The sequence below is a fragment of the Streptomyces sp. NPDC047974 genome, assembly GCF_040653375.1.
In the GTDB taxonomy this organism is placed as follows: domain Bacteria; phylum Actinomycetota; class Actinomycetes; order Streptomycetales; family Streptomycetaceae; genus Streptomyces.
Genome location: NZ_JBEZNU010000003.1, coordinates 144,062 through 169,925 on the forward strand (window position 1 = coordinate 144,062; position 25,864 = coordinate 169,925).

Annotated in this window: 26 protein-coding genes and 1 riboswitch; of the genes, 14 read left to right on the plus strand and 12 right to left on the minus strand. The window is 73.0% G+C overall.

Annotated elements, in window-relative coordinates; all coding sequences use genetic code 11:
- Positions 1–72 precede the first annotated feature (72 nt).
- The 6 genes from AB0E19_RS06390 (at position 73) to AB0E19_RS06415 (ending at position 5,036) form a co-directional block, all read left to right on the plus strand.
- Positions 73–840: a metallophosphoesterase gene (locus tag AB0E19_RS06390; RefSeq protein ID WP_362174181.1), complete on the plus strand. Its 768-nt coding sequence runs from the start codon at positions 73–75 to the stop codon at positions 838–840.
- 91 nt (positions 841–931) lie between these two features.
- Entirely contained in the window at positions 932–1,372 is a 441-nt protein-coding gene (locus AB0E19_RS06395) for an SRPBCC family protein (RefSeq protein ID WP_362174184.1), read from the plus strand.
- Positions 1,373–1,507: 135 nt separating this feature from the next.
- Entirely contained in the window at positions 1,508–2,656 is a 1,149-nt protein-coding gene (locus AB0E19_RS06400) for an ArsA-related P-loop ATPase (protein ID WP_362174187.1), read from the plus strand.
- Positions 2,657–2,711: 55 nt separating this feature from the next.
- The gene (locus AB0E19_RS06405) at positions 2,712–3,197 is read left to right on the plus strand and encodes a DUF5304 domain-containing protein (RefSeq protein WP_362174190.1); all 486 of its coding nucleotides are present in this window, start codon (positions 2,712–2,714) and stop codon (positions 3,195–3,197) included.
- A gap of 66 nt (positions 3,198–3,263) precedes the next feature.
- A complete protein-coding gene (locus tag AB0E19_RS06410; protein ID WP_362174193.1) occupies positions 3,264–4,205 on the plus strand; it encodes an ROK family glucokinase in 942 nt (313 codons plus the stop codon).
- A gap of 75 nt (positions 4,206–4,280) precedes the next feature.
- A complete protein-coding gene (locus AB0E19_RS06415) occupies positions 4,281–5,036 on the plus strand; it encodes an endonuclease/exonuclease/phosphatase family protein (protein ID WP_362174197.1) in 756 nt (251 codons plus the stop codon).
- Positions 5,037–5,059: 23 nt separating this feature from the next.
- Here the strand turns inward: AB0E19_RS06415 and AB0E19_RS06420 are convergent, their stop codons facing one another.
- Positions 5,060–5,740, minus strand: coding sequence for a hypothetical protein (locus AB0E19_RS06420; protein WP_362174200.1), 681 nt, complete (start codon positions 5,738–5,740; stop codon positions 5,060–5,062).
- Positions 5,733–6,515 (minus strand): alpha/beta fold hydrolase, encoded by a 783-nt coding sequence (locus tag AB0E19_RS06425; RefSeq protein ID WP_362174203.1) that lies wholly within the window; start codon positions 6,513–6,515, stop codon positions 5,733–5,735. The genes AB0E19_RS06420 and AB0E19_RS06425 overlap by 8 nt, the downstream gene beginning before the upstream one ends.
- Before the next feature lie 176 nt (positions 6,516–6,691).
- Here AB0E19_RS06425 and AB0E19_RS06430 point away from each other — a divergent pair, with 176 nt between their 5' ends.
- The 4 genes from AB0E19_RS06430 (at position 6,692) to AB0E19_RS06445 (ending at position 10,485) form a co-directional block, all read left to right on the plus strand.
- Positions 6,692–7,438, plus strand: a complete 747-nt coding sequence (locus tag AB0E19_RS06430) for a lysophospholipid acyltransferase family protein (protein ID WP_362174207.1) — start codon at positions 6,692–6,694, stop codon at positions 7,436–7,438.
- Between the two features lie 37 nt (positions 7,439–7,475).
- A complete protein-coding gene (locus AB0E19_RS06435) occupies positions 7,476–8,705 on the plus strand; it encodes a DUF5931 domain-containing protein (RefSeq protein WP_362174211.1) in 1,230 nt (409 codons plus the stop codon).
- Positions 8,706–8,749: 44 nt separating this feature from the next.
- The gene (locus AB0E19_RS06440; protein ID WP_360600811.1) at positions 8,750–9,397 is read left to right on the plus strand and encodes a response regulator transcription factor; all 648 of its coding nucleotides are present in this window, start codon (positions 8,750–8,752) and stop codon (positions 9,395–9,397) included.
- Between the two features lie 86 nt (positions 9,398–9,483).
- A complete protein-coding gene (locus AB0E19_RS06445; protein WP_362174214.1) occupies positions 9,484–10,485 on the plus strand; it encodes a 2-hydroxyacid dehydrogenase in 1,002 nt (333 codons plus the stop codon).
- On the opposite strand, the gene AB0E19_RS06450 is transcribed toward AB0E19_RS06445, so the two are convergent.
- The 3 genes from AB0E19_RS06450 to AB0E19_RS06460 all read right to left on the minus strand — a co-directional run bounded on the left by AB0E19_RS06450 (position 10,482) and on the right by AB0E19_RS06460 (position 15,407).
- The gene (locus tag AB0E19_RS06450) at positions 10,482–12,356 is read right to left on the minus strand and encodes an anthranilate synthase family protein (protein ID WP_362174217.1); all 1,875 of its coding nucleotides are present in this window, start codon (positions 12,354–12,356) and stop codon (positions 10,482–10,484) included. The genes AB0E19_RS06445 and AB0E19_RS06450 overlap by 4 nt on opposite strands.
- Positions 12,357–12,459: 103 nt before the next feature.
- Complete coding sequence (locus tag AB0E19_RS06455; RefSeq protein ID WP_362174892.1) at positions 12,460–12,516, minus strand: trp operon leader peptide; 57 nt, start codon at positions 12,514–12,516, stop codon at positions 12,460–12,462.
- Positions 12,517–12,608: 92 nt separating this feature from the next.
- Positions 12,609–15,407 (minus strand): N-acetylmuramoyl-L-alanine amidase, encoded by a 2,799-nt coding sequence (locus AB0E19_RS06460; RefSeq protein WP_362174220.1) that lies wholly within the window; start codon positions 15,405–15,407, stop codon positions 12,609–12,611.
- A 222-nt stretch (positions 15,408–15,629) separates the two neighbouring features.
- Between AB0E19_RS06460 and AB0E19_RS06465 the strand changes: the two genes are divergently transcribed.
- Together AB0E19_RS06465 and AB0E19_RS06470 are read left to right on the plus strand one after the other, a co-directional pair.
- The gene (locus AB0E19_RS06465; protein ID WP_362174894.1) at positions 15,630–16,976 is read left to right on the plus strand and encodes a class II 3-deoxy-7-phosphoheptulonate synthase; all 1,347 of its coding nucleotides are present in this window, start codon (positions 15,630–15,632) and stop codon (positions 16,974–16,976) included.
- 122 nt (positions 16,977–17,098) lie between these two features.
- On the plus strand, positions 17,099–17,344 hold the full coding sequence (locus tag AB0E19_RS06470; protein WP_362174223.1) for a (2Fe-2S)-binding protein: 246 nt from the start codon (positions 17,099–17,101) through the stop codon (positions 17,342–17,344).
- Positions 17,345–17,353: 9 nt separating this feature from the next.
- Here the strand turns inward: AB0E19_RS06470 and bfr are convergent, their stop codons facing one another.
- Positions 17,354–17,830 carry a bacterioferritin gene (bfr, locus tag AB0E19_RS06475; protein ID WP_030493020.1) on the minus strand — a complete coding sequence of 159 codons (477 nt, stop codon included), beginning with the start codon at positions 17,828–17,830 and terminating at the stop codon, positions 17,354–17,356.
- A 181-nt stretch (positions 17,831–18,011) separates the two neighbouring features.
- Here bfr and AB0E19_RS06480 point away from each other — a divergent pair, with 181 nt between their 5' ends.
- On the plus strand, positions 18,012–18,656 hold the full coding sequence (locus tag AB0E19_RS06480; RefSeq protein ID WP_362174227.1) for a sulfite oxidase-like oxidoreductase: 645 nt from the start codon (positions 18,012–18,014) through the stop codon (positions 18,654–18,656).
- Between the two features lie 28 nt (positions 18,657–18,684).
- Here AB0E19_RS06480 and AB0E19_RS06485 read toward each other — a convergent pair whose 3' ends face one another.
- The 6 genes from AB0E19_RS06485 to thiO all read right to left on the minus strand — a co-directional run bounded on the left by AB0E19_RS06485 (position 18,685) and on the right by thiO (position 24,408).
- A complete protein-coding gene (locus AB0E19_RS06485) occupies positions 18,685–19,242 on the minus strand; it encodes a DUF4396 domain-containing protein (protein ID WP_362174230.1) in 558 nt (185 codons plus the stop codon).
- 94 nt (positions 19,243–19,336) lie between these two features.
- Positions 19,337–20,188, minus strand: a complete 852-nt coding sequence (locus AB0E19_RS06490; protein ID WP_362174233.1) for a deoxyribonuclease IV — start codon at positions 20,186–20,188, stop codon at positions 19,337–19,339.
- A gap of 7 nt (positions 20,189–20,195) precedes the next feature.
- Complete coding sequence (pknB, locus tag AB0E19_RS06495) at positions 20,196–22,118, minus strand: Stk1 family PASTA domain-containing Ser/Thr kinase (protein ID WP_362174236.1); 1,923 nt, start codon at positions 22,116–22,118, stop codon at positions 20,196–20,198.
- 102 nt (positions 22,119–22,220) lie between these two features.
- Positions 22,221–23,015: a thiazole synthase gene (locus AB0E19_RS06500; RefSeq protein ID WP_360600349.1), complete on the minus strand. Its 795-nt coding sequence runs from the start codon at positions 23,013–23,015 to the stop codon at positions 22,221–22,223.
- A 5-nt stretch (positions 23,016–23,020) separates the two neighbouring features.
- Positions 23,021–23,221: a sulfur carrier protein ThiS gene (gene thiS / locus AB0E19_RS06505; RefSeq protein WP_362174240.1), complete on the minus strand. Its 201-nt coding sequence runs from the start codon at positions 23,219–23,221 to the stop codon at positions 23,021–23,023.
- A complete protein-coding gene (gene thiO, locus AB0E19_RS06510; protein WP_362174243.1) occupies positions 23,218–24,408 on the minus strand; it encodes a glycine oxidase ThiO in 1,191 nt (396 codons plus the stop codon). Before thiO ends, thiS begins: the two co-directional genes overlap by 4 nt.
- Positions 24,406–24,519, minus strand: a riboswitch (TPP riboswitch). It overlaps the preceding gene by 3 nt.
- Positions 24,520–24,601: 82 nt before the next feature.
- Between thiO and AB0E19_RS06515 the strand changes: the two genes are divergently transcribed.
- Entirely contained in the window at positions 24,602–25,825 is a 1,224-nt protein-coding gene (locus AB0E19_RS06515) for an FAD-dependent oxidoreductase (protein WP_362174246.1), read from the plus strand.
- The last annotated feature ends 39 nt before the right edge of the window (positions 25,826–25,864 follow it).

The following is a 25,864-nucleotide window of genomic DNA, read 5'->3' on the forward strand; positions in this document are numbered from 1 at the left end:
CTCCGCGCACAGTAATCCACAGCTTTCCGGACTCCCAAGTAACCGCAGGTCCGACGCCCTAAGGTGGACCCCATGCGAGTCCACGTGGTCAGCGACGTGCACGGCAACACCGACGCCCTCGCCCGGGCGGGGGACGGTGCCGACGCCCTCATATGCCTCGGCGATCTGGTCCTCTTCCTCGACTACGCCGACCACAGCCGGGGCATCTTCCCCGACCTCTTCGGCGAGGCCAACGCCGACCGGCTCGTCGAGCTGCGCACCGCCCGCCGCTTCGACGAGGCCCGCGACCTGGGCCGCAGCCTCTGGGCCGGGCTCGACGTCGACCGCGACACCGCCATCGAGGCCGCCGTCCGCCGCCAGTACGCCGAACTCTTCGCCGCCTTCCCCACCCCCACGTACGCCACCTACGGCAACGTCGACATCCCCACCCTCTGGCCCGAGTACGCCCGCCCCGGCACCACCGTCCTCGACGGCCGGCGCGTCGAGCTCGGCGGCCTCGTCTTCGGCTTCGTCGGCGGCGGCCTGCGCACCCCGATGCGCACCCCGTACGAGATCTCCGACGAGGAGTACGCCGCCAAGGTCGAGGCCCTCGGCGAGGTCGACGTCCTCTGCTCCCACATCCCGCCGGAGGTCCCCGACCTCACCTACGACACCGTCGCCCGCCGCTTCGAGCGGGGCAGCCGCGCCCTCCTCGACGCCATCCGCCGCACCCGGCCCCGCTACGCCCTCTTCGGCCACGTCCACCAGCCGCTCGCCCGCCGCATGCGGATCGGCGCCACCGAGTGCGTGAACGTCGGGCACTTCGCCGCGACCGGCCGCCCCTTCGCCCTGGAGTGGTGACGGGGCCGGCACGGGGGCGCGATAGCCTTCCCCCGGCACGTGTCCGTGCCCCTTGACTTCCGCCGGACCGCACAGTGGAGGAGCCACCGCGATGGCCGAACACACCAGCTCGAGCATCACCATCGAGGCGGCGCCGGCCGACGTCATGGGTGTGATCGCCGACTTCGCCCGCTACCCCGACTGGACCGGCGAGGTCACCCAGGCCGAGGTCCTCTCCACCGACGAGGCCGGCCGCGCCGAGAAGGTCCGGCTCGTGCTCGACGCCGGAGCGATCAAGGACGACCACACCCTCGCGTACACCTGGACCGGCTCCCACGAGGTCAGCTGGACCCTGGTCAAGTCCCAGATGCTCCGCTCCCTCGACGGCTCCTACCGCCTCACCCCGCTCGCCGGCGACCGCACCGAGGTCACCTACCAGCTGACCGTCGACGTCAAGATCCCCATGCTCGGCATGATCAAGCGCAAGGCCGAGAAGGTCATCATCGACCGCGCCCTCGCCGGCCTGAAGAAGCGCGTCGAGTCCAAGGCCTGAGCCACGTCGGCCCGAGGCCGGGCCGCGTCCGGGCCCGAGGCCTGAGCCGTGGCCGGGGCGGAGCCCGCGTGCCCGGCTCCGGGGTGTCCGGCGCCGGAGCCCGGGCCCCGGCGCGGGCGCGGTAGCGTCACCCGTATGCGGATCATCCTCGTCACCGGAACCGGCGGCGCAGGGCGGAGCACGGTCGCCGTCGCGACCGCGCTCGCCGAAGCCCACGCCGGCCGCCGGGTGCTGCTCGTCCCCGGCGACACGGACCCCGGGCCGGTCGTGGACGGCGCGGGTCCCGGCACGCTCACCGTGCTGCGGACCGACCCCGCCGGGGACTTCCGGCGGGAGTTCCTCGCCCTCCAGGCGCGCTCCGGGACCGTGCTCGACCTCCTCGGGGCGGCGCCGTTCGAGGACGCCGAGCTGACCGAACTGCCCGGCAGCCGCCAGTTCGCCCTGCTGCGGGCGCTGCGCGAGGCGGCCGCCGGCGACCACGACGTCGCCGTCGTCGACCTGCCGCCGCTGCGCGAGGCGCTGACCGTCCTCGCCCTCCCCGAACAGCTGCGCCGCTACCTCCGCCGACTGCTGCCGCCCGAGCGGCAGGCCGCCCGCGCGCTGCGCCCGATGCTCGCCCAGCTCGCCGGCGTCCCCATGCCCGCCCAGTGGCTGTACGAGACCACCGCCCGCTGGGAGCGGGAACTCGCCGCCGTCCAGGCCGTCGTCGAAGCCCCCGGCACCACCGTCCGGCTCGTCCTCGAACCCGGACCGGCCGCCATCGCCACCCTCCGCGAGGCCCGCCTCGGCCTCGCCCTGCACGGCCTCGCCCTCGACGCCGTGATCGCCAACCGGCTCCTCCCCGCCGCCTCCGACGACCCCTGGCTCGCCGCCCTCACCGCCGAGCAGCACCGCCGGCTCGCCGCCCTCCGCGCCGACGCCGGCGAGCTGCTGCACGAGCTGCCGCACCTCGGCCGCGAGCCGCGCGGCCCCGAGGACCTCGCCCTGCTCGCCGGCGCCCGCCCCGGCCCGCCGCCGGTCCCGGCGCCCGCCCCGGCCGTCGAGGACCGGCGCGACCAGGACGGCGTCCTCGTCTGGCACCTGCCGCTGCCCGGCGCCGTCAAGCAGGAACTCTCCCTCGTCCGCAGGGGCGACGAACTGCTCCTCGGCGCGGGCCCCTTCCGCCGCACCCTGCCCCTCCCCGCCGCCCTGCGCCGCTGCACCGTCACCGGCGCGGGTCTCGTCGACGGGGACCTCGCGATCCGCTTCGCCCCCGACCCCGGACTGTGGCCCGAGCCCTCCTGACCGCCGCCCCCGGGCGTGTACCGTCGAAGGAAGGGAAGCGACGGAGGAGTACGCCATGAGCAGCGATCCGGACGCCTGGGCCGACGCGTGTGCCGAGGACCTGGAGGCGGAGAAGGCCCGCCGCCGTGCGCGGCACGGGGAGGAACCCGGCTCGCCCGCCGAGGAGTTCCGCAAGCTCTTCGAGGCCGTCGCCGAGAAGCTCACCGACGGGCTCGGCGCCGCCGCCCCGCTCTTCGGCGGCCAGGCCGCGGGCGCCGCCGCGCAGGCGGCCGAGACCGTCAAGGGCCTCGTCAACCATGCGAAGGCCGCCGTCGAGCCGGTCATCGAGCGCAATCCGCTGGTCTTCGACCACCTCGCCGCCGCCGGCAGCGAACTCCTCGCCGCCTACCGCTCGGCCGTCGAGGGCCACGAGACCCGCTGGACCCGCGGCCCCGGCCTCGACGAGGACGACCCCCGCCGCACGCCCGACGGCGAGGACCGGGACGACCACGAGGACGGCGGAGACGGCCCGGCCACCGGCCGCCCCATCGACCTGGACTGATCAGTACGGCGCTTCCCCTCGGGTACGGTGGGCCCTAGCGGGGCTCGACCGAAAACTGAGGGACACATGGGACTCACCATCGGCGTCGACATCGGCGGCACGAAGATCGCGGCCGGCGTGGTCGACGAGGAGGGCAGCATCCTCGACACGCACACGGTGCCCACCCCGCCGACCTCCGAAGGCATCGTCGACGCCATCTGCGCCGCCGTCTCCGAGGCGGGCAAGGGCCACCCGATCGAGGCCGTCGGCATCGGCGCGGCCGGTTACGTCGACGACAAGCGCGCCACCGTCCTCTTCGCCCCGAACATCGACTGGCGGCACGAGCCGCTGAAGGACAAGGTCGAACAGCGCGTCGGCCTCCCCGTCGTGGTGGAGAACGACGCCAACGCCGCGGCCTGGGGCGAGTACCGCTTCGGCGCCGGCCAGGGCCACGAGGACGTCATCTGCATCACCCTCGGCACCGGCCTCGGCGGCGGCATCATCATCGGCAACAAGCTGCGCCGCGGACGCTTCGGCGTCGCCGCCGAGTTCGGCCACATCCGGGTCGTCCCGGACGGCCTGCTCTGCGGCTGCGGCAGCCAGGGCTGCTGGGAGCAGTACGCCTCCGGCCGCGCCCTCGTCCGGTACGCCCGGCAGCGCGCCGCCGCGACCCCGGAGAACGCGAAGGTCCTGCTCTCGCTCGGCGACGGCACCCCCGAGGGCGTCCAGGGCAAGCACGTCAGCGAGGCCGCCCGCGCCGGCGACCTCGTCGCCGTCGACTCCTTCCGCGAGCTGGCCCGCTGGGCCGGCGCCGGTCTCGCCGACCTCGCCTCGCTCTTCGACCCGTCCGCGTTCATCGTCGGCGGCGGCGTCTCCGACGAGGGCGAGCTCGTGCTCGACCCGATCCGGAAGTCCTTCCGGCGCTGGCTGATCGGCGGCAGCTACCGCCCGCACGCGCAGGTCCTCGCCGCACAGCTGGGCAACAAGGCCGGTCTCGTCGGCGCCGCGGACCTGGCCCGACAGGGCTGAGCCCGCCGGGTTCCCACGGGTCGATGCCCGTCGCGCCCTCTGGGGCGGGGCGGGCATCCGGCCTATGTTGGGGCCATGGCCCTCGACGCGACCGGCGCGCTGCCGGCCTCCCGTACCGAGCCGGACGGCTCCGCCGTGGTCCGGATCCTCAGCTACAACATCCGCTCGATGCGCGACGACGAGGACGCCCTCGCCCGGGTGATCCGGGCCTGCGCCCCCGACGTCGTCCTCGTCCAGGAGGCGCCGCGCTTCTTCCGCTGGCGCAAGCACGCGGCCCGGCTCGCCGCCAAGAGCGAACTGGTCGTCCTCTCCGGCGGGGCGACCGCCGCGGGACCGCTGCTGCTCTGCTCGCTGCGCGCCACCGTGGAACGCACCGAGGACGTGCTGCTGCCGCTCACCCCCGGCCTGCACCGGCGCGGCCTGGCCACCGCCGTCGTCCGCTTCGGGGCCGCCCGGCTCGGCCTCGTCAGCTGCCACCTGAGCCTGCGGAAGGACGAGCGGTACGCCCAGGCCGGCCTGGTCCTCGACCGGGTCGCCGCGCTCGGCACCCCGTACACGATCGTCGCGGGCGACCTCAACGAACGCCCCGGCGGCCCCGCCCACACCCGGCTCACCGCCACGCTCCGGGACGGCTGGACGACGGCCCCGCGGGGCACCGGACACACCCACCCCGCCGGGAACCCGCACCAGCGCATCGACGCGATCCTCGCGACCCCCGCCGTGGAGTTCCTCGGCTGCGGCGTCCCCACCGACCTGCCCCCCACCGACCTGACCGCCGCCACCGACCACCTTCCGGTGCTGGCGGCGGTCAGGCTCCGGGCGGAGGGCTGACGGCCGGGGCGCTCGCGCGGAGGTCAGACCACCGCGCCGCGGCCCGGGTCGTCGTAGCCGTCGCCGTCCTCGTCGTCGCCCTTCATGCGGGCCACCAGGGTCACGAAGCCGCCCAGGAAGCCGCCGACGCACAGGGTGGTGAGCCACCAGGTCATGTCCCAGCGGAAGAGGACCGCGAGGAGCATCAGGACCGGGCCGCCGACCACGGCGAGCCAGGCGAACTTGGTGGTGGTGTCGGCCTCGGGGAGCGGCGGCGGCTCCGGCGGCACGAAGTGGCCCTCGTCCGAGCTCCCGGAGCCCTCCTCGGGCTCTGCCGGGCTGTAGTCGCGCGGTCCGCCCATCGGGCGCACCCCGGGCGCGAAGGTGACCGAGCTGCCGAGGGCCGGCTTCCCGGCGCCGGGGCCGTCTCCGTCCCCGTCTCCGTCCCCGGCACTGTGCCCGTCGTCCTCGGGCTCCGCCGCGGGCGGCTCACGCCGCGTCTTGTCCGGCTTCGGCACGTCCGCGCCCGAGGCCGAGGCCGCGCGGGCCTCGCGGGCGTCGAGCTCCTCCGGCTCCGGGAGCCGCAGGTTCTCGATCGGCCGGTAGGGCCGGGTCCCGGGCGGGTCCGCGGGCTCCTCGCCGTACCCCGCGACGATCGCGGCCCACGCCGCCTCCTCGTCGATGGGCTGCGGCTCCCGCTCGCCACCGTCCTGCTGGTCAGCCACCGCTCCTGCTCCCCTTCCCGCCCACGAGTCCCGGGGCGAGACGCTCGACGAACGCCAGACTCTCCTCGAAGATCCTCTCCGCGTCATGGTCCAACGTCGCGACGTGGTAACTCTGTTCCAGCAGGATCTCCGTCACGTCGGCGGAGGAGACCCGGCCGAGGATCCGGGCCGAGTCGGCCGGCGGCACCACGTGGTCCTGCGGGCTGTGCAGCAGCAGGAGCGGCTGCGTGACCTGGGGCAGCTCGCCGTCGACGAGCCGGAAGAACCGCCGCAGCGAGTGCGCCGCGTGCAGCGGCACCCGCGTGTAGCCGATCTCGGTCACGCCCTCCTTCGCGATGTCGCTGGCGATGCCCTTCGTCGTGGGCACGAGGTGCCGCACCACCGGCAGGGCGTGGGCGGCGAGGCCGTGCACCTTGTTGCCCGGGTTGACGAGCACGATGCCGCGGACCGCGTCTCCGTGCCGCGCGGCGAGCCGCAGGGTCAGCGCCCCGCCCATGGAGAGGCCGAAGACGAAGACGGTGGAGCAGCGGGCGGTCAGCTCGCGCAGCGCCCGGTCCACCTCCGCGTACCAGTCGTGCCAGGTGGTGAGCTGCATGTCCTGCCAGCGCGTGCCGTGCCCGGGCAGCAGCGGTACGGACACCGTCAGGCCGCGGTCCGCGAGGTACTCGGCCCACGGACGCATCGACTGCGGGGAACCGGTGAATCCGTGACAGAGAAGGACGCCGACCTCTCCGCCCTCATGGCGGTACGGCTCGGCTCCGGGAAGGACCGGCACCGGGGTCTCCTGTTCGGTCTGCGGCTCCGGTGCGCCGGGGCGCCGGAACCGGTGCGGAGATGGGGGAAGGGACCTTCACGGTACGCGACCGGACCGACACCGACCAGGGCCGCAGCCGGGGCGGCCGGTCGGTACGGGATAAAGTCGTCACGACGGCACACGGAAGGCATGGCGAGTTGATCTACGGCGCAATGAAGTTCTCCATCGGCGGCTCCCTGAAGCTGGCCTTCCGGCCCTGGGTGGAGGGCTTGGAGAACATTCCCGCCGAGGGCCCCGCGATCCTCGCCAGCAACCACCTGTCCTTCTCGGACTCGTTCTTCCTGCCGGCCGTCCTGGACCGGAAGGTCACCTTCATCGCGAAGGCGGAGTACTTCACCACGCCCGGTGTGAAGGGCCGGCTGACGGCCGCCTTCTTCAAGGGCGTCGGCCAGCTCCCGGTGGACCGCTCGGGAGCCCGCGGCGCCGGCGAGGCCGCCATCAAGGCCGGCATCGAGGTCATCGAGGGCGGCGGCCTCTTCGGCATCTACCCCGAGGGCACCCGCTCGCCCGACGGCCGGCTCTACCGCGGCAAGCCCGGCGGCCTGGCCCGGGTGGCGCTGGCCACCGGCGCCCCGGTGATCCCGGTCGCCATGATCGACACCGAGAAGATCCAGCCGCCCGGCAAGGTCGTCCCGAAGCTGATGCGCCCCGGGATCAAGATCGGCAAGCCGCTGGACTTCTCCCGCTACCAGGGCATGGACGGCGACCGCTTCATCCTGCGCTCGGTGACCGACGAGGTCATGTACGAGATCATGAAGCTCTCCGGGCAGGAGTACGTCGACATCTACGCGACGGCCGCGAAGCGCCAGCTCGCGGAGGCCGAGAAGGCCGCCAAGGCGGCCGTGAAGGCGGAGATCGCCGCACGGGAAGAGTCCGGCGCCTGACCCTCCCGTCAGGGAGCGTCGGCGGGGGGTGGGGGAGATGGCCAAGCGCGAGCGTGTCGTGCGCATGTCGGTGGAGCAGCCGCTGTGGCGTGCGCTGACCGGCTACCGGGTCCTGACGATGGTCTACGCGGTGCTGATCTTCGTCACCGGCCGGGACCGCTACGAGCGGCCCTGGATCGCCGTCGCCTACCTCGCGGTGCTCTGCGTCTGGACCCTCGCCACCCTCCCCAAGGTGGCGAACGCGGCCAGCTGCACCAAGCGCTTCCTCGTCGCCGACCTCACCGTCGCCCTCACCGGCATCCTCCTCACCCCGCTCGCCGACGCCCACGCCCAGTCCGTGGACGGCCCCACCCTGCCGACCATATGGACGGCCGGCTCGGTCCTCGCCTACGCCATCAAGGGCGGCTGGCGCTGGGCGGGCCTCGCCTCCTCCCTGGTCGCCGTCGCCAACATCATCGAGCGGGCCCACCCCAGCCGGGACACCGTCCACAACGTGATCCTGGTCTGGGTGGCCTCCATCGCCATCGGCTACGTCGTCGAGGTCGCCCGCGCCTCCGAGCGCACCCTCGCCCGCGCCCTGGAGATCGAGGCCGCCACCCGGGAGCGGGAGCGGCTCGCCCGCGACATCCACGACAGCGTCCTCCAGGTCCTCGCGATGGTGCAGCGGCGCGGCACCGCCCTCGGCGGCGAGGCCGCCGAGCTGGGCCGGATGGCCGGCGAGCAGGAGGTCGCCCTGCGGACCCTGGTGGCCGGCGGTCTCACCCGTACCAGCCACGTCTCCGAGGACGAGTCCGAGGGGGCGGTCGTCCGGGTCGTCGAGGTCGACGACGAGCCCGCCGACGACACCCCGGTCGACCTGCGCACCCTGCTCGCCCCGAGGGCCGGCGCCCGGGTCACCCTCTCCGACCCCGGGGTGCCCGTGCCGCTGCCCGCCGGGGCCGCCCGCGAACTGGCCGCCGCCGTCGGAGCCGCCCTGGACAATGTCCGGGTGCACGCGGGCGCGGACGCGCGCGCGTGGATCCTGGTCGAGGACTGGGACGACGAGGTCATCGTCACCGTCAGGGACGACGGCCCCGGCATCCCGGAGGGCCGGCTCGCCCAGGCGGAGGGCGAGGGCCGGATGGGCGTCGCGCTCTCCATCCGGGGGCGTCTGCGCGACCTGGGCGGCACGGCCGAGCTGATCTCGGTCCCCGGCCAGGGCACCGAAGTCGAACTGAAGGTCCCGCGACCCGCGCGGGGCGCACGGGGGAAGGCAGGAGAGCAGTGAACGAGGCGCAGAGCCCGGCGGAGCAGGACCGGACCATCAAGGTGATGGTCGTCGACGACCACCCCATGTGGCGGGACGCGGTCGCCCGCGACCTGGCCGAGGCGGGCTTCGACGTGGTCGCCACCGCCGGCGACGGCGAGCAGGCCGTCCGCCGCGCCCCGGCGGTCGCCCCCGACGTCCTCGTCCTGGACCTGAACCTGCCGGCCAAGCCGGGCGTCCAGGTCTGCAAGGAGCTCGTCGGCTCGCTGCCCGGCCTGCGGGTCCTGGTCCTCTCGGCGAGCGGCGAGCACGCCGACGTCCTGGAGGCCGTGAAGTCCGGCGCCACCGGCTACCTGCTGAAGTCGGCGGGCGCCGAGGAGCTGATCGACGCGGTCCGCCGCACCGCCGTCGGCGACCCCGTCTTCACCCCGGGCCTCGCCGGTCTGGTCCTCGGCGAGTACCGCCGCCTCGCCTCCGAGCCCGCGCCCGCAGCGGGCGCCGGGGAGCCCGAGGCGCCGCGCCTCACCGACCGCGAGACCGAGGTCCTCCGGCTCGTCGCCAAGGGCCTCAGCTACAAGCAGATCGCCGAGCGGCTCGTCATCTCGCACCGCACCGTGCAGAACCACGTCCAGAACACCCTCGGCAAGCTCCAGCTGCACAACCGCGTCGAGCTGGTCCGGTACGCGATCGAGCGCGGCCTCGACGAGGGCTGACCGGCCGGGCGCCGGGCGGGACGGGGGACAGGGCCGTATATTCGGCCGCATATGCGGCCTTGCGGCTTTTCGGCGAGAGGACTGTCGTGGAGATCCTGGCATTCGGCGTGCAGGCGGACGAGAAGCCGATGATCGAGAAGGCGTTCGCGGGCCACCACGACGTCCGCTGCCTCGACGTCTTCCTCACCGAGGACACCGCCCCCATCGCGGCCGGCTACGAGGTGATCTCCACCAGCGTCAACGCGATCCTCGACCACCGGGTCCTGCAGACCCTGGCGGCCGGCGGGACCCAGATGATCGCCCAGCGCTCCACCGGCTTCAACAACATCGACCTGGAGGTCGCCGAGCGCCTCGGCCTCACCGTCGCCCGGGTCTCGTACTACTCGCCGTACTCCGTCGCCGAGTTCGCCTGGACCCTCGCCATGGCCGTCAACCGGCGGATCGTCCGCGCCTCCAACCGCACCCGCGACTTCGACTTCCGCCTCGACGGACTGATGGGCCGCGACATGCGGGGCCGTACCGCCGGCGTCCTCGGCACCGGCAAGATCGGCGAGGCCTTCGCCCGGATCGCCCACGGCTTCGGCATGCGGCTCCTCGGCTGGGACGTCGCCGAGAACCCCGCCTGCGTCGCACTCGGCATGGAGTACGTCGAGAAGGACCGGCTCCTCGCCGAGGCCGACCTCGTCAGCCTCCACGTGCCGCTGCTGCCGGCCACCCACCACCTCATCGACGCCGCCGCCCTCGAGGCCATGAAGGACGACGCGATCCTGGTCAACTCCAGCCGGGGCGGCCTCGTCGACACCGACGCCCTCGTCACCGAACTCCGCGCCGGCCGCTTCACCGGCGTCGGCCTCGACGTCTACGAGGCCGAGGCCGGCCTCTTCTTCCTCGACAAGTCCCTCGCGGGCGTCGAGGACGACACCCTCGCCCGCCTCGTCACCTTCCCGAACGTGGTGGTGACGAGCCACCAGGCGTACTACACCGTCGACGCGGTCGGCCAGATCATCGACACCACGGTCCGGAACGTCCTCGACTACACCCAGGGCAGGCGCGGCGAGAACGTCCTGGTCCCGCGGGCCGCCTCCTAGACCAGCACCCCGGCGAGCAGCGAGGCCGTCACCGAGGCGCCCTCCAGCGTCAGCACCGACTCCGGGTGGAACTGCACGCCGGCGAAACCGGGGCCGCGCAGCGCGTGGACCTCGTCCGTCGCCGCGTCCCGGCTCACCTCGATCCGGTGCAGCGCCAGCTCCGTCGCCTCCCGCTCGTCGCAGCGCGCCGTGAAGCTGTTGTAGAAGCCGACCGTCCGCTCCTGCCCGAAGAGGCCGATCCGCACCTGCGCGCCCTGGAACGGGGTCCGCTTGCGCACGATGTCCAGGCCCAGCTCCGCCGCGATCAGCTCGTGCCCCAGGCACACGCCGAGGAGGCCGTGCCGGTGGCCGCGCAGCAGCTCGGCGGTGAGCCCGCGCAGGAACCGCATCTTCGGGTCGGCCGCGTCCGTCGGATCGCCCGGGCCGGGCCCGAGCACCACCGGCCCCTCGTGCGCGAGCGCCAGCTCCCGCAGCCCCGGCTCGTCGTACCGCAGCACCGACACCTCAAGGCCCGAGGAGCGCAGCAGATGCGCCAGCATCGCGGTGAAGGTGTCCTCCGCGTCGACCACCAGCGCGTGCCCCGTCAGCTCCGCCGACCGGGTCTGCATCCGCAGCCAGAACGGCGCCAGGTCCGCCCGCCGGGCGTCGAGCGCGGCCCGCACCCGCGGATCGTCCGCCAGCCGCGGCCGGGACGGGGAGTCCGCCGCCGGGCGCCCCTCCCGCACCCCGAGGGCCGCCAGGACCGCCGCCGCCTTCGCGTGGGTCTCCGCGACCTCGCCCGCCGGGTCCGAGTGCCGCACCAGGGTCGCCCCCACCGGCACCCGGAGCCGCCCGTCGGGCGCGATGTCGGCGGTGCGGATCAGGATGGGGGAGTCCAGGGTCTGCGCCCCGTTCGCGTCCGTGCCGAGCAGCGCGAGCGCCCCCGCGTAGTAGCCGCGCCCGCCGGCTTCATGGCGCTCGATCACCCGGCAGGCGTTCTGCACCGGGGAGCCCGTCACGGTCGCCGCGAACATCGTCTCCCGCAGCACCTCCCGCACGTCGAGCGAGGACCGGCCGCGCAGCTCGTACTCGGTGTGCGCGAGGTGGGCCATCTCCTTCAGCCGGGGCCCGATCACCACCCCGCCCATGTCCCCGACCGTGCACATCATCTTCAGCTCCTCGTCGACCACCATGGAGAGCTCCTCGGTCTCCTTGCGGTCGGCCAGGAAGCCGAGCAGCCCCTCGGCGGTCGGCGCGCCCCCGTCCGGGTAGCGGTACGTGCCGCTGATCGGGTTCATGACCACGGTCCCTCCCGCCATCCGCACGTGCACCTCGGGGCTGGCCCCGACCAGGCACCGCTCCCCGGTGTGCACGACGAAGGTCCAGTACGCGCCCCGCTCGCCCGCGAGCAGCCGCCGGAAGAGCGCCAGCGCGTCGGCCCGCCCGAAGCCCTCGATCTCCCCGGTGTACGTCCGCCGGATGACGAAGTTCGCGCCCTCGCCGCCGCCGATCTCCTCCTCGATCACCCGCCGCACGATCCCCGCGTACTCCTCGTCGGAGACGTCGAAGGCCCCGCCGGAGACCTCGACCCGGTGCGCGGGCAGCGCGTCGAGCACCCCGGCGAGCGGCAGCTCGTACGTCTCCTCGGCGACCAGCACCGACAGCGGCGTCCCGTCGTCCCGCACGTCGAAGCCGCGCTCCCGGATCTGCCGGAACGGCACCAGCGCGAGCGCCGGCCGCTCGCCCACCGGCAGGTCGGCGAGCCGCTCGGCCTCGTGGACGGCGCCGATCAGCACCTCGACGGTGTCGTGGTCACGCCCCGGGGTGCGGCGGCGCAGCAGCGCGAACGGCGGTGCGGAGTCGTCGAGGAGACGGGAGAGGTCGAAGTCCATGGCAGTGGGTTCCTTCCGGTCGGAGTACGGAGAGGAACGGCCTCGCGGGTACGAGAAAGGCCGCCCCTCGGGCGGCCTTCGCGTGGTCTTCGGATACGCGCAGTCAGTGGGCCGCCGGAGGGACGGTCCACCACCAGTTCTGGTGCGAAGGCGCGTACATGCGAGCACTGTAACCCAGGCGGACACGGGAACGGGGCCCGTCCCACACCTCGGGAGGCGTGGCACGGGCCCCGTCCGCGGGGCTCGACCGGATCAGACGATCAGGTTGAACGCCTGCCAGCCGCCGCCGACCTGCGCCTTGGGGGCGTAGGGGTTGGGGTAGCCGCCGGTGTTCTTGTAGAACCACAGCACGCCGGAGGCGTCACGGGCGATCAGGTCGGCCTTGCCGTCCTTGTTCAGGTCGCCGGGGCCGACCATCAGGTTGTACGCCTGCCAGCCGCCGCCGACCTGGACGCGCTGCGCGTAGGGCTTCAGCGGGTCGCCGGTGCCCTTGTAGAACCACAGCACGCCGGTCTTGTCCCGGCCGATCAGGTCGGGCTTGCCGTCGCCGGTGACGTCACCGGTGCTGACGATCTCGTTGTACGTCTGCCAGCCGCCGCCGACCGAGGACTTGGGCGCGAAGGGCTTCAGCGGGTCGCCGGAGCCCTTGTAGAACCACAGCATGCCGGCCGCGTCGCGGGCGATCAGGTCGGCCTTGCCGTCGGCGTTCATGTCCCCGATGCCGAGGATCTTGTTGTAGACCTGCCACCCGCCACCGGTGCGGAGCCGGGTCTTGAACAGCGCGTTCGGGTTGCCGGAGCCCTGGTAGTACCAGAGCACGCCGTCCTTGTCCCGCGCGACCGCGTCCCCGGTCCCGTCGGCCCGCAGCGTCGTCATCGGCGTGATGGCGTTGTACACCTGCCACCCGGCCCCGACCCGGTACTTGGTCAGGAACGGCGCGGTCGCGCTGCCGGAGCCCTGGTACTGCCAGAGGACACCGGCGGCGTCACGGGCGATGACGTTGTGGCGGTTGGTGGTGGAGACGGCCGGAGCGGCGTTGACCACCTGGACGTCCTTGGACTGCACCCACGCGATGCGGTGGTTGTAGTGGATGGGGATGAACCTGGTGGTCCCGTGGACGCGGATGCCGTCCTGGTTGTACACGCTGTAGTAGTAGTCGCCGGCGACCTCGGCGCCCGCGGCGACGTACGCCTGGCCCGCCGGGATCGTGTACTTGGTCAGCGGGTCCTCGTTCTTGAACCGGCCGTACTGGTCGTCCTGGATGGGGACGCCCGTACCCGTGTAGTCCTCACGAGCGGGGTAGGCGCGACCGTAGACCTTGACCGCCGTCGTGCCGGCCGGCTTCACCACCGTCTTGGCCGTGCTCACCAGCGACGTGTACTGGCCGCCGGGGTTGTAGAACCAGGCCTTCTGGCCGCCGTACCAGATGGCGGTCCAGTTGGTGGCGGTGGCGGCGACGACGTACTGACCGCCCGCGACGACCTTGTTGCCCCAGTTGTCGCCGCTGTTCCACACGGCCCCGGAGATGTACGGGTCCTTGATCGTTTCGGACGACGCGTTCGGCTGGGTGTAGAGGTAGCCGAAGTTCGCGGGCTGCGCGGGCGCGGTCTTCCGCGTCACGTTGCCGCTGCTGTCCTCCTCCGTGTACGTCAGCGGGGGCTGGTTCGCCGAGGTGAACGGCGGGACCACCCGGACCGTCTGACCGGCCTGGAGCAGACCGCCCGCGCCGCCCGCGCCGATCGGGGCGCCGAGCTTGGTCATGAAGTGGTTCCAGTCCCAGAACGGACCCGGATCCCAGTGCACGCCCCCGGCGAGGGGATCGGCCACGCCGGGCACCTCGTCGTGACCGATGATGTGCTCGCGGGTCAGCGGCACCTTGTACTTGGTCGCCAGGTACTTCACCAGCTCCGCGGTGGTGTCGTACTGCGACTCCTTGTACCAGTTGCTGCCGCCCTTGATGGCGTAGCCCTCGTGCTCGACGCCGACCGAGTGCATGTTGACGGTCTTGTTGCCGGCGTGGAACGCCTCGTTCTTGGTCTCGACCATCTGGGTGACCTTGCCGGTCGCGTCCACGATGTAGTGGGCACTGGCCCAACGCTTCGGGTCCTTGAAGGTGCTCACGGCACCGGCGAGGGTTCCCTCGACGTCGTGGATCACGATCTGGCGGATGTCGAAGGGGCCTTCACCGTACGGGACACGGGTCGCGATGTTGTAGTTGCCCAGGTCCTCGACGTACGCGGCCGAGTCGTAGGTGCAGACCAGGCCGGACGGGCACTCGGGGGTGACCGCCGCCGTCGCGGCGAACGACGCCGCCAGCGGCACGTTCGAAGGCTTGACGGGCTGGACGGTCGGGTCGGCCGCGAGGACGACCTGCTCCCCGTCGGTGGTGGTCTCCCTCTCGCCCGTCTTGATCGACTCGAAGACACGCTTCGCGAACTGGTCCGCGCCCTTGCGGTCGGAGGACTGGCTGTAGCGGGCCACGGCGGGGTACCAGTCGCCCGGCTCCTCCGACAGCTCGGCGCCCGCCTGCTTCTGGTACTCGGCGAGCAGCGCCGCTCCCGCCCGGATGGAGGCGCCCGGGTCGTTCTCGACGGTCTCCGTCGAGGTGTCGATCAGCTCGGCGGCCTTGTCCAGGGTGTGCAGCTTCGGGTCGTCGGTGTCGACGTCCTGCTTCGGCAGCGGCGCGAGCAGCGCCTTCTTGTCGATCTTCTTGTCGAGCGACGGGTCGCCGGTGCCGTTGACGAGGTGCTCGATGTGCTCGTCCGAGTCCTCCAGGTCCTCGGGGTCGACCTTCGTCAGGCCCATGACGTTGTAGTCGCCGGTGACGCTCGGCTGCCCGTCGTGGGACTCCCACCGCGTCTGGCGGTACGACACCGCCATCAGCACGCTCTGCGGTACGTCGAACTCCTCCGCCGCCGCGGCGAACTGCTCCTGGAGGGAGGGGGTGCCGCCGGGCTTCGCGTCGTCGGTCGCGCCGAGGAGGCTCGGCGAGGCGACCGCGAGGGTGCCGATCGTGGCGGTCGCGACGACCGCCGCCGCCGCTCCGTACAAGAGTCGTTTCTTCTTGCGATCCCTGCGATGCCTCTGGGTCACGCCCACCCCTGTGTGTCAGCTATGTACTTGGCGAACAGGTTTGCTCGTTTGCTAAACGCGGGTGAGGGTAACACCACTCGATGGCGTGAAGATCGCGTCCGGACATCCGGGGCGCGCGTCTCAGCCACTGGGCAGGGGACAGGACAGGACGAAGAACCCCGTACTGTGGTCCGTGTGACCGTGAACGCTGAATCCCACGCCGTCGCCAAGGCGACCTGGCGAGACCTGCCCGCGGCGCAGCAGCCCGAGTACCCCGATGCCGAGGCTCTGCGCGATGTGATCGCGGACCTCGAGTCGTATCCTCCGCTCGTCTTCGCCGGCGAGTGCGACCAGCTGCGCGCCCGGATGGGAGCCGTCGCCCGTGGCGAGGCGTTCCTCCTCCAGGGCGGCGACTGCGCCGAGGCGTTCGACGCGGTGTCGGCCGACCACATCCGGGCCAAGCTGAAGACCCTGCTCCAGATGAGCGCCGTCCTGACGTACGCGGCCTCCGTGCCCGTCGTGAAGGTGGGCCGCATCGCCGGGCAGTACTCCAAGCCCCGCTCCAAGGGCACCGAGACCCGCGACGGCGTGACGCTCCCCACCTACCGGGGCGACTCCGTCAACGGCTTCGACTTCAACGAGCAGGCCCGCGTCCCGGACCCCGAGCGCCTCAAGCGGATGTACAACGCCTCCGCCTCCACGCTCAACCTGGTCCGCGCCTTCACCACCGGCGGCTACGCCGACCTGCGCCAGGTGCACGCCTGGAACCAGGACTTCGTGAAGTCGTCCCCCTCCGGCCAGCGCTACGAGCAGCTGGCGCGCGAGATCGACAACGCGCTGAACTTCATGAAGGCCTGCGGCACCGACCCGGCCGAGTTCAAGGCGGTGGAGTTCTACGCCTCGCACGAGGCGCTGCTCCTCGACTACGAGGGCGCCCTCACGCGCACCGACTCCCGCACCGGCAAGCTGTACGACACCTCCGGCCACATGGTCTGGATCGGTGAGCGCACCCGCCAGCTGGACCACGCCCACATCGAGTTCGCCGCGCAGATCGCGAACCCGATCGGCATCAAGCTGGGCCCGACGACCTCCCCGGAGGAGGCGCTGACGTACATCGAGCGCCTCGACCCGGACCGCGAGCCGGGCCGGCTGACCTTCATCGTCCGCATGGGCGCCGACAAGGTCCGGGACAAGCTCCCCGAGCTGGTCGAGAAGGTCACCGCCTCGGGCGCCACCGTCGCCTGGGTGACCGACCCGATGCACGGCAACACCTTCGAGGCGGCCTCGGGCCACAAGACCCGCCGCTTCGACGACGTGCTCGACGAGGTCAAGGGCTTCTTCGAGGTCCACAAGGCGCTGGGCACCCACCCGGGCGGCATCCACGTCGAGCTCACCGGTGACGACGTCACCGAGTGCGTGGGCGGCGGCGACGAGATCTTCGTCGACGACCTGCATCAGCGCTACGAGACGGCCTGCGACCCGCGCCTCAACCGGAGCCAGTCGCTCGACCTCGCGTTCCTCGTGGCCGAGATGTACCGCGATCAGTAAGTAGCTTCGTACGACGATGGGGCGCGGATCCTTGTGATCCGCGCCCCATCGTCGTCACCAGGGCTTTTGGGCTCCCCGCTCGCCGGGTAAGGTTAGGTTAGCCTAATCGATCTCGGCGGGAGGTGATCCGCGTGTACGTCTGCTCATGCTTCGGTGTCACGGAGAAGCAGGTCAAGGAGCACGCGGAGGCCGGCGCCTGCACGCCCCGCCAGATCGCCTCCGCCTGCAAGGCCGGCACGGACTGCGGTTCGTGCGTCCGGCGCATCCAGGCCATCCTCGGGCGGGGGAACTGCCCGCGCCGTGAGCTCCTCGACCAGGGCCGGCCGGCCCTCGCGCCGGAGGCCTCCGACCTGTCCGAGGCCGCCTAGCCGGATCGGCTAGCTCGGCTGCTCGATGAGCGTCGAGAGGTAGAGCGCCTCGCCCAGCGACTCGATCAGCTCCAGCTGGGTGTCCAGGTAGTCGATGTGGTGCTCCTCGTCCGCGAGGATCTCCTCGAAGAGGTTGGCCGAGGTGATGTCGCCCTTGGCGCGCATGACCTCGATGCCCCGCTTGAGGCGGTCGATCGCCTCCACCTCGACCTGGCGGTCCGCCTGGAACATCTCGGTGACGGTCTGGCCGACGCGTACGTGGAAGAGCCGCTGGTAGTTGGGCAGGCCGTCGAGCATCAGGATGCGCTCGGTCAGCTTGTCCGCGTGCTTCATCTCGTCGATGGACTCCTCGCGGGTGTACTTCGCGAGTTTCGTCCAGCCCTTGTTGTCCTGGATGCGGTAGTGCAGCCAGTACTGGTTGATCGCCGTGAGCTCGCCGGTGAGCTGCTCGTTCAGAAATTCCAGGACCTCGGGGTCGCCCTGCATCGCTCCAGGTTCCTTCCATCACGGAATGTGGCCGGCCCCTCACAGGGCAGGATGGCCGCATCCTCGCACTCCGAATGGGGGTCGTCCAGTAAGTGCAGGCTTAGTAGGACTTGCCCGAATGGATGCGTCCGGGTGGGTGGCTGGTCATGACCACCCCTCGCCGTCTGTCACCATGGAGGACATGGTTCAGCCGGAGAGCGGGGTACACCGGGACGTGGGGATGCCGGAGATGTCGCCCGAGCTTCCGCCGGGGCAGCGGCTCCAGCGCGGCTGGCCGGTCACCCATTACGGGCCCGTGCCCAAGTTCAAGCCGGAGCGCTGGGAGTTCCGCGTCTTCGGCGCGACCGCCGACGGCGACAAGCGCTGCTGGAACCACGAGGAGTTCTCGGCCCTGCCGTTCTCCACGGTCGTCGCCGATCTGCACTGCGTCACCAAGTTCAGCATGCTCGGCGCGGAATGGGGCGGGGTCGCCGCCCGTACGGTCCTGGAGCTGGCGCCGCCCGCGCCGCACGTCACCCATGTGATGGTCTGGGCCGAGTACGGCTACAGCGCCAACATGCGGCTCGCCGACTTCGCCGCCGAGGGCACCATCTTCGCCACCCACAAGGACGGCGAGCTGCTCACCGCCGAGCACGGCTTCCCGCTGCGGCTCGTCGTGCCGCACCTGTACGCGTGGAAGGGCCCCAAGTGGGTCCGGGGCGTGGAGTACATGACGGCCGACCGCCGGGGCTTCTGGGAGGAGCGCGGCTACCACAACATCGGCGACCCGTGGACCGAGCAGCGCTACTCGTACCAGGAGGAACCGGGCGACGGTCCGGAGCTGTAGCGGCCCCGGGCCGTCGCGGACGGCTCCGTCAGTGGTGGTACTGGTGGACCACCGCGTGGCCCTTGCCGCGTCCGATCAGCCACTTGTTCACCGGCGTGGTGACCAGGAAGGCGACGAGGAAGGCGAAGGCGAGCGCGCCCCAGAAGAGGGCGTCGTCCAGGTGGGCGTCCATGGCGCCCGGGACCAGCAGCAGCACGCCGTTGTCGACGATCTCCATCACGAGGATGGAGAGTGTATCGGCGGCGAGCGCGACCTTGAAGGCGGACGCGAAGTCCAGGCCGGCGGCGAGGACGCCGCGCAGCGTGAGCGCGTAGCCGAAGAAGAACGCGAGGGCGATCGCGAGGACCATGGTCGGTGCGTTGCCCCAGCCGAGCGCGGTGCCGATGATCATGCCGAGGACCTCGCCGATGGCGCAGCCGGTGAGGCAGTGGAGGGTGGCCTTCGCCGCCATCCCCCAGGACGCCGTCCCCCCGCCGCCGTGACCGGAGTGGTGGTCATGGCCGGAGTGGTGGTCGTGCCCGGAGTGGTGGTCATGGCCACCGTGGTGGTCGTGCCCGGCGTGGTGGTCGTGCGTTTCGTGCTCCATGAGGGTCCCCCCACCTCGGGTAGCGGCTCCTGCTTCCTCCAGGAACCGTATACCCCCTTGGGGTATTGCTCAATCGAAAACGATCAGAAGTCGATCATCCTCGGAGCTTCTTCAGCAGCTCGATGTCGGCGACGTGGCCTTCCTTGCCGCCCGGGGTCTCGATGATCAGCGGCACGCCGTCGGTGGCCGGGTGCCGCAGCAGCTGCCGGAACGCCTCCTCGCCGATGTGGCCGACGCCGATGTTGGCGTGCCGGTCCTTGTGGGCGCCGACGACGTCCTTGGAGTCGTTGGCGTGGATCAGCCGGAGCCGGCCCTCGCCGACCGTGGCGACCAGCTCGTCCAGGGTGTCCACGGCCCCGCCCGGCGCGGTCAGGTCGTGGCCGGCCGCGAAGATGTGACAGGTGTCGAGGCAGATCCCGAGCCGGGGGTGGTGGTCGAGGGCGTCGAAGTACGGGCCGAAGTCCTCCGCCTTGGAGCAGAGCGAGAAGCCCTGGCCGGCCGTGGACTCCAGGAGGAGGTACGGGTCGTCCTCGTGGGTCAGCTCGTCGAGCAGCGGCAGCATCCGCTCCCGCACCTGCGCCAGCGCCTCCGCCCGCGGGCGGCCTCCGGTCGCCGAGCCGGTGTGCACGACCACGCCCTTCGCGCCGATCTCCCGGCCGCGCCGCAGCGAGTGCCGCAGCGACTCCGCGGACTTCTCGACGGTGGCCTCGGTGTGGGAGCCGAAGTTGATCAGATAGGGGGCGTGCACCCAGGCCGAGATCGACTCCTCGGCGCACTCCTCCCGGAACCGCTCGTCCTGGGCGGGGTTTCCGGCCGGGGTGGCCCAGCCGCGCGGGTTGGCGACGAAGACCTGGACGGTCTCGGCGCCCAGCTCGCGGGCGTAGCCGAGGCCGGTCGTGGCGAGACCGCCGGCCACGGGGACGTGGCCGCCGACGGGGTTGCGCATGGTTCTCTCAGATTCCCTTGATCGTGATGGCGACGGTGGAGCCCTCCGGGGCGGTCAGCCCGCCCTCGACGGACTGGCCCGTGACCTCGTCGCCGAGGAAGGGGAAGCTCTTCTCCACCTTCACCTCGAAGCCCGCTGTCTCCAGCTTCTCGCGGGCCTCGTCGGTCGACAGGCCGACGACGTCCGGCACCTCGACCGGGCGCGGCCCCTTGGAGACGGTCAGGGTGACCGCGTCGCCCTTCGCGGCCCGGCTGCCCTCGGCGAGGGACTGGGCGGCGACCGATCCGGCGTCCTCGGGGGAGTGGACGCGCTCCGGCGCGACGGAGACCTTGAGGCCGGCCTCCTGGAGGGTGGCGGTGGCGTCGGCGACGGTCTCGCCGGTCACGTCCGGGACGTCGATCGGGGCGCCCTTGCTGACCACCAGCGCCACGGCCGAGTCCGGGGCCCGCTCGGTGCCCGGCTCCGGGTCGGAGGCGATCACCGCGCCCTGGGCGACGGTCGTGCTGAAGGCGGAGGTGACCACGCCGGGCGCGAGGCCCTGCTCGGTGAGGATCCGCCTGGCCTCGTCGAGCGGCTTGTTCTTGAGGTTGGGGACCTTCACGATCTCCGGGCCCCGGGAGAGGGTGAGCGTGACGGTGGCGTGGCTGCGGACCCGCTCGCCGGGCGCCGGGTCGACGGCCATGACGGTGCCGCGCTCGTACACGTCGCTGAAGGCGCGCCTCGTCGTGCCCAGCTCCAGGCCGGCGTCGGCGAGACGCTCGCCCGCCGCCTGCTCGGTCTGGCCGAGGACGGCGGGGACGCGGGTGAACTGGCCGGCGTTGATGTACCAGACGCCACCGCCGATGCCCAGGGCGAGCAGCACGCCGAGGACGATCAGGAGCGGGCCGCGCGGCGCCGGGAGGCGGGGAGCGCGGCGGCGCCCGGCCGCCGGGGGCTCGGGCGTGGCGAGGCGGCTGGTGTGCTGCACGGCGTGCGGGTCGGTGGCCTCCGGCGCGGGCACCGGGCGGGCGATCACGCTGGTGCGGTCCTCGCCGGTGTCCCGCTGCTCGGTCCTGGCCTGCGGCGGCAGCGCGTCCAGCTGCTCGTCGGTGAGCGCGGCCCGCGCCTCCCGGAGCAGGGCGAGCAGCGCCACGGCGTCGGGCGGCCGGACCTCGGGGTTGCGGGCGGTCGCGGCGGCGACCAGCTCGTCGAGTTCGAGGGGCAGTCCGGGGACGGCGGCGGACGGGGCCGGCACGTCGGTGTTCAGATGCCGGTACAGGACCTGGGCGGGGGTGTCGCCGGAGTGCGGCTTGCCGCCCGTCAGCATCTCGTACAGGACGACGCCGCAGGCGTACACGTCGGCACGGGTGTCGGCGGTGCCGTGCTCGATCTGCTCGGGGGCGAGGTACGAGACGGTGCCGAGGACCGCGCCGGTGGTGGCGGTCGCCGAGCCGACCGAGCGGACGAGCCCGAAGTCGGCGACCTTGACCCGGCCGTCGTCCCCTATCAGGACGTTCTCCGGCTTCATGTCCCGGTGCACGAACCCGGCCCGGTGCGCGGCGCCCAGCGCGGCGAGGACCGGCTCCAGGATGTCCAGGGCGGCGCGGGGCTGGAGGGCGCCGCGCTCGCGGAGCACGTCCCGGAGGGTGCAGCCGGAGACGTACTCCATCGCCAGGTAGACGTACGCGCCCTCGGCGCCCTGGTCGAAGACGGCGACCACGTTCGGGTGCGCGAGGCGGGCGACGGACTTCGCCTCGCGGATGAACCGTTCGACGAAGGCCGCGTCGGCGGCCAGGGAGGGGTGCATCACCTTGAGCGCGAGGACGCGGTCGAGGCGGGTGTCGAGGGCCCGGTAGACCGTGGCCATCCCGCCGACGGCGATGCGCGCGTCGACGCGGTAGCGGCCGTCGAGCAGCCGCCCGACGAGGGGGTCCTGAAGGGTCGTGTCCACGGCGTCGAGTCTACGAGCCGGTACGGACCCGCCCCGCCCCCCGGCCCCGACCGCAGCACGCTTGTGACGTACCCCGCTCCGGGCCGGGGTCCGGGGGCGGGCTCAGAAGGCGGGGCGCTCCGGGTCCAGCCGGGCCAGGCCCTCCGTCGGCGAGGAGGCCTCCGCGAAGTGGCGGCGGGGGATGCGGCCCGCGCGGTGCGCGAGGCGGCCCGCCTCGACCGCGTGGCGCATCGCCGAGGCCATCAGGACCGGCTCCTGGGCCCGGGTCACGGCCGAGGCGAGCATCACCGCCGCGCACCCCAGCTCCATCGCGAGCGCCGCGTCCGAGGCGGTGCCCGCGCCGGCGTCGAGGATCACCGGCACCCCGGCCCGCTCCACGATCAGCTCGAAGTTGTGCGGGTTGCGGATGCCGAGGCCGGAGCCGATGGGGGAGCCGAGCGGCATGATCGCCGCGCAGCCCACGTCCTCCAGCTTCCGGGCCAGGACCGGGTCGTCGTTGGTGTAGGGGAGGACGGTGAAGCCGTCGTCCACCAGGGTCTCGGCGGCGTCGAGGAGCTCCACCCCGTCGGGGAGGAGGGTCCGCTCGTCGGCGACCACCTCCAGCTTGATCCAGTCCGTGCCGAGGGCCTCCCGGGCCAGCCGGGCCGTGAGGACGGCCTCGCCGGCCGTGTAGCAGCCCGCCGTGTTCGGCAGGACGCGGATGCCGAGCCGGTCGAGGACGGAGAGGACCGAGCCCTGCACGGTGGGGTCGAGGCGGCGCATGGCGACCGTGGTGAGCTCGGTGCCGCTCGCCACCAGGGAGCGTTCGAGGACGTCCAGGCTGGGGGCGCCGCCGGTGCCCATGATGAGCCGGGAGGAGAACTCCGTACCGCCGAGGGCGAACACGTCGTCGGACATCGCGCTCAGCCCCCCTGCACCGCGGTGAGGACCTCGACCCGGTCGCCGTCGGCGAGCAGCGTCGCCGCCCACTCGCCGCGCGGCACCACCGTCTCGTTGACGGCGGCGGCGACCCCGGACGGGGCGGCGGTGAGGCCGGTGACCAGGGCCTCCAGGGAGACGGGGGCGGCGAGCACGCGGGGCTCGCCGTTCACGGACACGTTCATGCGGGCTGCTCCTGACGTGCGGAGAGAGCGGTGGGGAAGCGGCGGGGGGAGAAGGGGCGCGCCTCGTCGGGCAGGGCGCCGGTGGTGAGCACCTCCGCCATGACGTCGCCGGTGACGGGGGTGAGGAGGATCCCGTTGCGGTAGTGGCCGGTGGCCAGGTCGAGGCCGGGCAGGGCGGTCGGGCCGAGCATCGGGGCGTTGTCGGGGGAGCCGGGGCGCAGTCCGGCGAGGGTCTCGGTGAGCGGCAGCTCGGTGAGGCCGGGGACCAGCTCGTGGGCGTCGCGGAGCAGCTCGTACACCCCGCCGGCGGTCACCGTGGTGTCCCAGCCCAGCTCCTCGCTGGTGGCGCCGACGACCAGCTCGCCGTTCTCGCGCGGGACCAGGTAGACGTGGCTGCCGCGGACCACCGCCCGCACGGTGCGGGAGAGGAAGGGGGCGTACGGGGCGGGGATCCGCAGCCGCAGGACCTGGCCCTTCACCGGGCGGACCGGCGGCAGCACCGACGGCGGCACGCCCGCGAGCCGGCCGCTGAGGCTGCCGGCGGCGAGGACGGTCCGGTCGGCGGAGAGCGCCGTGCCGTCGCGCAGGACGGCTCCGGTCGCCCGGTCGCCCGCCACCGTGAGCCGCTCGGCGAGCGCCCGGTGGAAGACCACTCCCGCCCGCTCGCAGGCGGTGAGCAGTGCGGCGGCCAGCCGGCGCGGGTCGACCTGGTGGTCGCCGTCCACCCGGAGCCCGCCGCGCACCCCGGGCGCCAGCATGGGTTCGAGGCGGCGGCACTCGCGGCCGCTGAGCCACTCGGAGTCGAGTCCGCAGCGGGTCTGGAGGGCGTGCAGTTCGCGCAGGTGGGCGCGGTCGTCGGCGTCGAGGGCCACGGCGAGGGTGCCGCAGGCGCGGTAGCCGACGTCGAGGCCGGTGGCCTCCTCCAGCTCGGCCGTGAAGGCCGGGTAGCGTGCGGCGGAGGCGAGGTTGAGCCCGAGGAGGGTCTCCTCGCCGTAGTGCAGTTCGGTGACGGCGGCGAGCATGCCGGCCGCGACCCGGGCGGCGCCGCCGCCCGGGTCGGGGTCGACCACCGCGACGGTCAGTCCGCGCTGGGCCGCCCGCCAGGCCGTGACGAGTCCGATGACGCCACCGCCGATCACGAGGACGTCGGTGACCTGACGGTCTTCTGTTCCTTCGGAAGAACGCATGGGCGTTCCCGCCCCTCCCTTCGCCGGCATGACCCGGATCAGGTTCGTACGGTCGGAGGCCGGTCAGCCTCCCTCTCAGCCCGGTGCGTCCGGGCTCCCGCGAGTGGTGTGTGCCCGCCACCCTAGCCCCCGTCGGCGGAGCTCCACAGGGGGCCTCCTGTCTGACGATCCGTCAGATGCGTATGGTGGACGGGTGAGCGAGCAGAAGCAGACCCAGCGGCACGTGGTGATCGTCGGCGCGGGCATGGCGGGCGTACAGACCGCCGTCGCCCTGCGAGAGCAGGGCTTCGAGGGCCCCGTCACCCTCATCGGCGCCGAACCCCACCAGCCCTACGACCGGCCCCCGCTCTCCAAGGCGGTCCTCCTCGGAAAGGCCGAGCACTCGGCCTTCGACGTCGACTTCGAGTCGCTCGGCGTCGACCTCCGCCTCGGCCTCGACGTCACCGGACTGCGCCCCGCCGACCGCGAACTCGACACCGAGGCGGGCCCCGTCCCGTACGACGCCCTCGTCCTCGCCACCGGCGCCCACCCGCTCACCCTCCCGGGCACCGAGGGCGTCCCCGGCGTCCACCTGCTGCGCACCCTCGACGACGCCGTCCGCCTCGGCCCCGTCCTGGCCGGCGGCGGCTCCGTCGTCGTGGTCGGCGCCGGCTGGATCGGCGCCGAGTTCGCCACCGCCGCCCGCGAGGCCGGCTGCACCGTCACCGTCGTCGAGGCCGCCCCCCTCCCGCTCGCCGGCGCCCTGCCCGACGAGGTCACCACCGCCATGGCCGGCTGGTACGCCGAGAGCGGCGCCGAACTCCTCACCCACGCGCGCGTGGCCACCGTCCGCCCCGGCGCCGTCGTCCTCGCCGACGGCCGCGAACTCCCCGCCGACGCCGTCGTCGTCGGCATCGGCGCCCGCCCCGCCACCGACTGGCTCGCGGGCTCCGGCATCGCCCTCGACGCCGGCGGCGCCGTCACCGCCGACGAGCGGCTGCGCACCTCCCTGCCCGACGTGTACGCGGTCGGCGACTGCGCCTCCTTCCCCTCCGCCCGCTACGGGGAGCGGCTCCTCGTCCACCACTGGGACAACGCCCTCCAGGGCCCCCGCACGGTCGCCGCCGACCTCACCGGAGCCGACGGCGCCGCCCCGGAGCCGTACGACCCCGTCCCGTACTTCTGGTCCGAGCAGTTCGGCCGCTTCGTCCAGTACGCCGGCCACCACACCGGCGCCGACACTCTCGTGCGGCGCGGGGACGCGTCCGGCGCCTCCTGGGCGGTGCTCTGGCTGCGCGAAGGGGTCCCGGTCGCCCTCCTCGCCGTCGGCCGCCCCCGCGACCTCGCCCAGGGCCGCAAGCTCATCGAGTCCGGCACCCCCGTCGACCCCGAGCGGGCCGCCGACCCGGCCGTGCCGCTCAAGTCCGCCGTCCGCTGACAACCCGGACGGCGGCGGCCGGGGCGGGCCCGACTACCG

Bases quoted from the DNA above. Each gene is read 5' to 3' on its own strand.
- bfr (WP_030493020.1), bottom strand. From the start codon at position 17,830: ATGCAGGGCGACCCCGAGGTCCTGGAATTTCTGAACGAGCAGCTCACC.
- AB0E19_RS06400 (WP_362174187.1), top strand. From the start codon at position 1,508: ATGCGGATCATCCTCGTCACCGGAACCGGCGGCGCAGGGCGGAGCACG.
- AB0E19_RS06500 (WP_360600349.1), bottom strand. From the start codon at position 23,015: ATGTCCGACGACGTGTTCGCCCTCGGCGGTACGGAGTTCTCCTCCCGG.
- AB0E19_RS06405 (WP_362174190.1), top strand. From the start codon at position 2,712: ATGAGCAGCGATCCGGACGCCTGGGCCGACGCGTGTGCCGAGGACCTG.
- AB0E19_RS06440 (WP_360600811.1), top strand. From the start codon at position 8,750: ATGGTCGTCGACGACCACCCCATGTGGCGGGACGCGGTCGCCCGCGAC.
- AB0E19_RS06415 (WP_362174197.1), top strand. From the start codon at position 4,281: ATGGCCCTCGACGCGACCGGCGCGCTGCCGGCCTCCCGTACCGAGCCG.
- AB0E19_RS06490 (WP_362174233.1), bottom strand. From the start codon at position 20,188: ATGCGCAACCCCGTCGGCGGCCACGTCCCCGTGGCCGGCGGTCTCGCC.
- thiO (WP_362174243.1), bottom strand. From the start codon at position 24,408: ATGCGTTCTTCCGAAGGAACAGAAGACCGTCAGGTCACCGACGTCCTC.
- AB0E19_RS06450 (WP_362174217.1), bottom strand. From the start codon at position 12,356: ATGGACTTCGACCTCTCCCGTCTCCTCGACGACTCCGCACCGCCGTTC.
- thiS (WP_362174240.1), bottom strand. From the start codon at position 23,221: ATGAACGTGTCCGTGAACGGCGAGCCCCGCGTGCTCGCCGCCCCCGTC.
- AB0E19_RS06480 (WP_362174227.1), top strand. From the start codon at position 18,012: ATGGTTCAGCCGGAGAGCGGGGTACACCGGGACGTGGGGATGCCGGAG.
- AB0E19_RS06435 (WP_362174211.1), top strand. From the start codon at position 7,476: ATGGCCAAGCGCGAGCGTGTCGTGCGCATGTCGGTGGAGCAGCCGCTG.
- AB0E19_RS06390 (WP_362174181.1), top strand. From the start codon at position 73: ATGCGAGTCCACGTGGTCAGCGACGTGCACGGCAACACCGACGCCCTC.
- AB0E19_RS06485 (WP_362174230.1), bottom strand. From the start codon at position 19,242: ATGGAGCACGAAACGCACGACCACCACGCCGGGCACGACCACCACGGT.
- AB0E19_RS06410 (WP_362174193.1), top strand. From the start codon at position 3,264: ATGGGACTCACCATCGGCGTCGACATCGGCGGCACGAAGATCGCGGCC.
- AB0E19_RS06395 (WP_362174184.1), top strand. From the start codon at position 932: ATGGCCGAACACACCAGCTCGAGCATCACCATCGAGGCGGCGCCGGCC.